The sequence below is a fragment of the Variovorax sp. LG9.2 genome, from assembly GCF_035018885.1.
Classification (GTDB): domain Bacteria; phylum Pseudomonadota; class Gammaproteobacteria; order Burkholderiales; family Burkholderiaceae_C; genus Variovorax.
The window spans coordinates 22,735-29,214 of sequence record NZ_JASJXB010000042.1; the positions used below are offsets into that span (position 1 = coordinate 22,735).

A 6,480-nucleotide genomic window follows, 5' to 3' on the forward strand; every position below is an offset into this window, starting at 1 on the left:
TCGTCGCGATCAAGCCGGCGAACTGACACGGCGAGTTACCGGGTGGCGCCGAGCGACCTCCATAATCGGCCGCCATGCCTTTCCAGTCGTCGTCCCCGCCCCGTGTTTCCGCCACCGTCGCGCCCGCCGCGGCTTCGTCTGCATCACCACCGTCCGCACCGTCCGGCGGCGCCATCACCGACGTCGCCGGCATCGAAGTCGGTCACTTCTCCGACACGCGTCGGCCCACCGGCTGCACCGTGATCATCTCGCGCGACGGCGCTGTCGGCGGTGTCGACGTGCGAGGTGCCGCCCCCGGCACGCGCGAAACCGACCTGCTGGCGCCCGGCAACTTCGTGCAGCAGGTGCACGCGGTGATGTTGGCAGGCGGCAGTGCATGGGGGTTGGCCGCAGCGGATGGCGCCATGCGCTATCTCGAAGAACAAGGCGTCGGCCTCGACGTGCGCTTCGGCACCCTGCCGATCGTACCGGCGGCCGTGCTGTTCGATCTGCCGATGGGCGATGCGCGCATTCGGCCCGATGCCGAGTCGGGCTACGCGGCCTGCGTCGCTGCGTCCAGCGCCGCACCCGCGGAAGGCAATGTCGGCGCGGGCAGCGGTGCACTGGTCGGCAAACTTTTCGGCGTCGACCGCGCCATGAAGGGCGGCATCGGCACGGCCTCGGTCACGGTCAATGGCGTGACGGTCGGCGCGCTGATCGCGGTGAACTCACTGGGCGATGTGCTCGATCCGGACACGGCGCAAGTCGTTGCCGGCGCCCGCACCGTCGACGGCAAGTCATTGCTCGACACGCGCCGCGCCTTGCTGCGCGGTGAAATGCCCAAGCCCTTGCTGGCCGGCACCAACACCACCATCGGCGTGATCGCCACTGATGCGGTGCTGACCAAGGTGCAGGCGAATCGCCTTGCCAACGTGGCGCACGACGGCCTGGCCCGCGCCATCAATCCTGTCCATACGATGAGCGACGGCGACACGCTGTTCGTGCTGGCCACCGGCCGCGTCGCGCTGGCCGACGACGCACCCGGCATGACGGTGCTTGGCACCATGGCGGCCGAGGTCGTGGCGCGCGCGACCTTGCGCGCGGTGCGGGCAGCGCGATCGGTCAAGACGGACAAACTCGACATTCCTTGCGCAAGCGACCTGATGCGATCTGGGCACTCGCCAGTGACACGCAACTGAACCCTGGACTGCCTTCATGCCAAAGACTCTCAAGCTGATCCTGCTTTCCATCCGCGACCTGATCGTGTCGGCCGGCCCGGTCGTCTTCATCGTGATCGCAGCGCTGGTCGCCGCGTATTGGTACCTCGACCCACAGCCACCCAAGCACGTGACGTTGGCGACCGGCCCGGCCGGCAGCGCGTACGCCGAGTTCGGCAAGCGCTATGCCAGCGCACTCAAAGCCAACGGCATCACCGTCGACCTGAAGGCCACGAACGGCGCAGCGGACAACCTGCAGTTGCTGCGCAATGGCGAGGCCGACGTGGGCTTCGTGCGAGGCGGCAACGCCGATGCGGGCGCTGACGAAGACGCCGGCCTGACCTCGCTCGGCAGTCTGTTCTATGAGCCGCTCTGGCTGTTCTATCGAACCGATTCCGCGCAGAAGATCGATCGCAAGACCAGCACGCTCACCTCGCTCGCCCAACTGCGCGGCCTGCGCGTGAACGTCGACAAGGCGGGCAGCGGCGTGCCCGACATCATGGATAAGCTACTCAAGGCCAACCACATCGACGAGACGACAATGCAGTTGTCCAACCTCGAGCCGGCACCCGCCACCGAGGCGTTGCAGGCGGGCATGCTCGACGCCATCGTGCTGGCGTCGGCGCCGCAGTCGCCTCTGGTGCAGCGCTTGTTGCGCGCACCCGGCATTCAGCTGATGGACTTTGGCCAGAGCGATGCGTATGCCCGGCGCTTTCCGTTTCTGTCGGCCGTCGCCTTGCCGCGCGGCGTGGTCGACCTCGCTTCCGATCTGCCGCCGCACGATGTGTCTCTGGTCGCTGCGACCACTTCGTTGATCTCGCGGGAGCACACGCATCCGGCCTTGCGTCAGCTGTTCGCTGAAAGCGCGCAATCGATTCATGGCGGCGCCGGCTGGTTCAACCGGGCGCGCGATTTTCCGAACACCAAGACTAGCGAACTTCCCGTGAGCCCTGAAGGCGACCGCGCCATCAACGGCACACCACCTTTCTGGCAACGCTACTTGCCTTTCTGGGCCAGCAACCTGGTCGAGCGCATGTGGCTGGTGCTCGGCGGCCTTGTCGTGCTGATGCTGCCCTTGAGCAAGATCGTGCCGCCGCTCTATCAGTTCCGCGTACGAAGCCGGGTGTTCCGCTGGTACGCGCGGTTGCGCGAGATCGAGACCAAGGTCGATGCGCGCAAGGGCGATCGCGATGGCCTACTCGACGAGCTCGACGAACTCGATCGCGTGACGCACCGCATCACCGTGCCGCTGTCTTATACCGATGAGCTCTATGCACTGCGCAACAACATCTATGCGGTGCGAAAGCGGCTGCTGGCGACCTGGCCGCGCAGCGCACCGAAGGCGACGGTGGCTCCCACGCCGACGCGCTGAAACTTCGCATGTGCCAGGAGCCGCCGGGCCATCGGTCTTGTATTGATCGTGACGTCACAGCAACAGGCAGGTGCAAAAAAACCGCACTGAAGCGGTTTCATTTGTAAGCGCAATGCAGCGCGGCGGGCTGTTGGCCTACTTGAGCGCCTTGTAGCGCATGCGCTTGGGCTTGGCGCCCTCTTCGCCCAGACGCCTCTTCTTGTCGGCCTCGTACTCCTGGTAGTTGCCGTTGAAGAAAGTCCATTGGCTGTCGCCTTCGGCCGCGAGGATGTGCGTGGCGATGCGGTCCAGAAACCAGCGGTCATGGCTGATGACCATGACTGTGCCGGCGAACTCGAGCAACGCGTCTTCGAGCGCGCGCAACGTTTCCACGTCCAGGTCGTTCGACGGTTCATCGAGCATCAGCACGTTGCCGCCGGCAATCAGTGTCTTGGCCAGGTGCAGGCGACCGCGCTCGCCGCCCGACAGCGTGCCGACTTTCTTTTGCTGGTCGGCGCCGTTGAAGTTGAAGCGACCTGCATACGCACGGCTCGGCATCTGGAACTTGCCGACGTTGATGATGTCCAGGCCGTTGGAGATGTCTTCCCACACGGTCTTCTGGTTCGCCAGTTCGTCGCGGTGCTGGTCGACGAAGGCGGCCCGGACGGTCGAGCCGATGATGACCTGGCCGCTATCGGGCTGCTCCTTGCCTGCGATCAGCTTGAACAGCGTCGACTTGCCGGCGCCGTTCGGCCCGATGATGCCGACGATCGCGCCCGGTGGAACGGTGAAGCTCAAGTTGTCGATCAGCATCCGGTCACCGAAGGACTTGCTGACGTTGTGGAACTCGAACACCTGCTGGCCGAGCCGCTCCGCCACGGGAATGAAGATTTCCTGCGTCTCGTTGCGCTTCTGATACTCCATGTCGCTCAGTTCTTCAAAGCGCGCGAGACGCGATTTGCTCTTGGCCTGGCGCGCCTTGGGGTTCTGGCGCGACCATTCCAGTTCCTTCTTCAGTGCCTTGGCGTGGGCTTCTTCGCCCTTTTGCTCCTGCGCCAGGCGCTCGCCCTTTTGCTCCAGCCACGTGCTGTAGTTGCCCTTCCACGGAATGCCGCGACCGCGGTCCATTTCCAGAATCCATTCGGCCGCGTTGTCCAGGAAGTAGCGGTCATGGGTGATGGCCACCACAGTGCCGACGAAACGCTTGAGGAACACTTCCAGCCACTCGACCGATTCGGCGTCCAGGTGGTTGGTCGGCTCGTCGAGCAGCAGCATGTCCGGCTTGGACAGCAGCAGGCGGCACAGCGCAACGCGGCGCTTTTCGCCGCCCGAGAGCAAGCCGATCGTCGCATCCCACGGCGGCAGGCGCAGCGCGTCGGCAGCAATCTCCAATTGGTGCTCAGAGTCAGTGCCGGCAGTGGCGATGACGGCTTCCAGCTGGGCTTGCTCTGTCGCCAGCGCGTCGAAGTCGGCGTCGTCCGCGCCATAAGCGACGTAGACCTCTTCAAGACGCGCCTTGGCCGCAAACACGGCGCCCATGGATTCTTCGACCGACTGGCGCACCGTGTGCTCGTTATTGAGCTTGGGTTCCTGCTCGAGGTAGCCGATCGTCAGGCCCGGCATGGGCAGTGCCTCGCCCTCGTACTCCTTGTCGACGCCGGCCATGATCTTGAGCAGGGTCGATTTGCCCGAGCCATTCAGGCCGAGCACGCCAATCTTGGCGCCGGGGAAAAACGAGAGTGAAATGTCTTTCAAGAGCTGCCGCTTGGGCGGCACCGTCTTGCTGACACGGTTCATCGAATAGACGTATTGGGCCATCTGTATTGACTGCTTTGGATAAACGTTGATTGCGCAAAAAAGGTTGCGCGGGCGCCACGACGACATTCTCGAAATCGGGCGCGGCAACCTCCGATTATCGACTCATGCGACAATGCTCCTCGTTGCCGGGTCCAGTTGCCCGCTACACCGGCTCTCTGCCGGGGACAAGATGGCTTTTCGCATTTGCATGCAACAAGCTCTCGGCTCCCACTCCTGACCTTCATCTGCCCCTACTGGCTTCGCGTCGCACAAGACGTTGAGCGGGCCGATACCACTGCGCCGTGTAAGGCGCTTATTGCTTCCAATGAATTTTGATGATCTGAAGTTGGCTCCTGCCATCTTGAAGGCTGTGCACGAGCATGGCTACGACACCCCGACCCCCATCCAGGCGCAAGCCATCCCCGTGGTACTCGACGGGCATGACCTGCTCGGCGGCGCCCAGACCGGCACCGGCAAAACGGCGGCCTTCACGCTGCCGATGCTGCACAAGCTCACCTTGAGCGCCAGTGGCACCAACAAGTTCGGTGGCACCGCCATCCGTGCTTTGGTGCTCACCCCGACGCGTGAACTCGCGGCCCAGGTCGAAGAGTCCGTTCGCACCTACGGCAAGTACCTCGATCTCGAATCGACGGTGATCTTCGGCGGTGTCGGCATGAACCCGCAAATCAGCAAACTGAAGAAGGGTGTCGACATCCTGGTCGCCACGCCGGGCCGCCTGCTCGACCTGCAGCAGCAAGGCATGCTCGACCTGTCGCAAGTGCAGATCCTGGTACTCGACGAAGCTGACCGCATGCTCGACATGGGCTTCATCCACGACGTGAAGAAGATCCTCGCACTGGTGCCCAAAGACAAGCAGAGCCTGCTGTTCTCAGCCACCTTCAGCGATGAAATTCGCGACCTCGCCGCCACGCTGCTGAAGAACCCGCAAAGTGTTCAGGTAACGCCGGCCAATACGACCGTGCAGCGCATCACGCAGACCATTCACCCGGTCGGCCGCGGCAAGAAAAAGGCGCTGCTCGCGCACGTGATCAACGAGCACAACTGGAGCCAGGTCCTGGTGTTCACCCGCACCAAGTTCGGCGCCAACAGCGTGGCCGAGTTCCTGACGAAGAACGGCATTCAGGCGATGGCGTTGCACGGCAACAAGAGCCAGAGCGCGCGCACGCAAGCGCTGGCCGGCTTCAAGAGCGGTGACATCCGCGCGCTGGTCGCGACCGACATCGCAGCACGCGGCATCGACATCGACGAGTTGCCGCACGTCGTCAACTTCGAAATCCCGAACGTCAGCGAAGACTACGTGCACCGCATCGGCCGCACTGGCCGTGCCGGTTCGAGCGGCGAGGCGGTGAGCTTCGTGTGCCTGGACGAAGAAGGTTTTATGCAGGAGATCGAGCGCTTCACCAAGCAGCAGATCCCGGTGAAGATCGTCGAAGGCTTCGGCCCCGAAGAAGGTGAACGCGCCGAGCCTATCGCCATGGGTCGCCAGACGATCTGGGGCGGTGCCGGTCGTCCGCCGAGCCGTGATGTGATGCAGGCTGCGGCCAAGGCCGCACGTACCGAAATGCTCAGCCGTATTCGCGAGAACAAGGCCGGCCAGGGCGGTGAACGCTCGGGCGGCGGTGGCGGTGGAAATGGCGGCGGTGGTGGCGGTCAACGTCGCGGCGGCGGTGGCGGCCAGGGACAGGGCCAAGGCCAGGGCCGCAATGCCAACGGCGGCGGTCAGGGTCCACGTGGCCCGGGCGGCCGTGCACCGCAAGGTCAAGGTCGCGGCCCGCAAGGCCCGGCACGTGCGCCGCATCACGCGCCATTCGCGCCGCGTGAACCCCGCGAGGCACGTGAGCCACAGGGCTCGCTCGATGAGCGCCAGCCGCGTCATCACGGCAACAGCCACAGCCCGACCCAGGCCAATCAGGTAGCGCATCAGCGCGCCGAGTCGATCACGAGCGGCGTCGAGGGTCAGCCGGATCCGTTGCGCACGAGCGTCGACCACATGGGCGCCGGTCGCGGACGCGGCGGCCGCTCTGGCGGAGGCGGCGGTGGTGGTGGTGGCGGCTACGGCGGCAACCGTTCGGGCGGCGGTGGTCGTTCGGGTGGTGGCGGTGGTGGCTACGGTGG

Annotated in this window: 4 protein-coding genes; 3 read left to right on the plus strand and 1 reads right to left on the minus strand. The window is 64.7% G+C overall.

Annotated features, from left to right (window positions below):
* Positions 1-74 precede the first annotated feature (74 nt).
* On the plus strand, positions 75-1,178 hold the full coding sequence (locus QN413_RS24980) for a P1 family peptidase (RefSeq protein ID WP_323499304.1): 1,104 nt from the start codon (positions 75-77) through the stop codon (positions 1,176-1,178).
* Between the two features lie 16 nt (positions 1,179-1,194).
* Complete coding sequence (locus tag QN413_RS24985; RefSeq protein WP_323499305.1) at positions 1,195-2,568, plus strand: TAXI family TRAP transporter solute-binding subunit; 1,374 nt, start codon at positions 1,195-1,197, stop codon at positions 2,566-2,568.
* Between the two features lie 135 nt (positions 2,569-2,703).
* On the opposite strand, the gene ettA is transcribed toward QN413_RS24985, so the two are convergent.
* Positions 2,704-4,365 carry an energy-dependent translational throttle protein EttA gene (ettA, locus tag QN413_RS24990; protein WP_323499306.1) on the minus strand — a complete coding sequence of 554 codons (1,662 nt, stop codon included), beginning with the start codon at positions 4,363-4,365 and terminating at the stop codon, positions 2,704-2,706.
* A gap of 304 nt (positions 4,366-4,669) precedes the next feature.
* On the opposite strand from ettA, the gene QN413_RS24995 reads away from it, so the two are divergent.
* Positions 4,670-6,480, plus strand: a 1,811-nt coding sequence (locus QN413_RS24995) for a DEAD/DEAH box helicase (RefSeq protein WP_323499307.1), incomplete at its 3' end; no start/stop codon positions are given.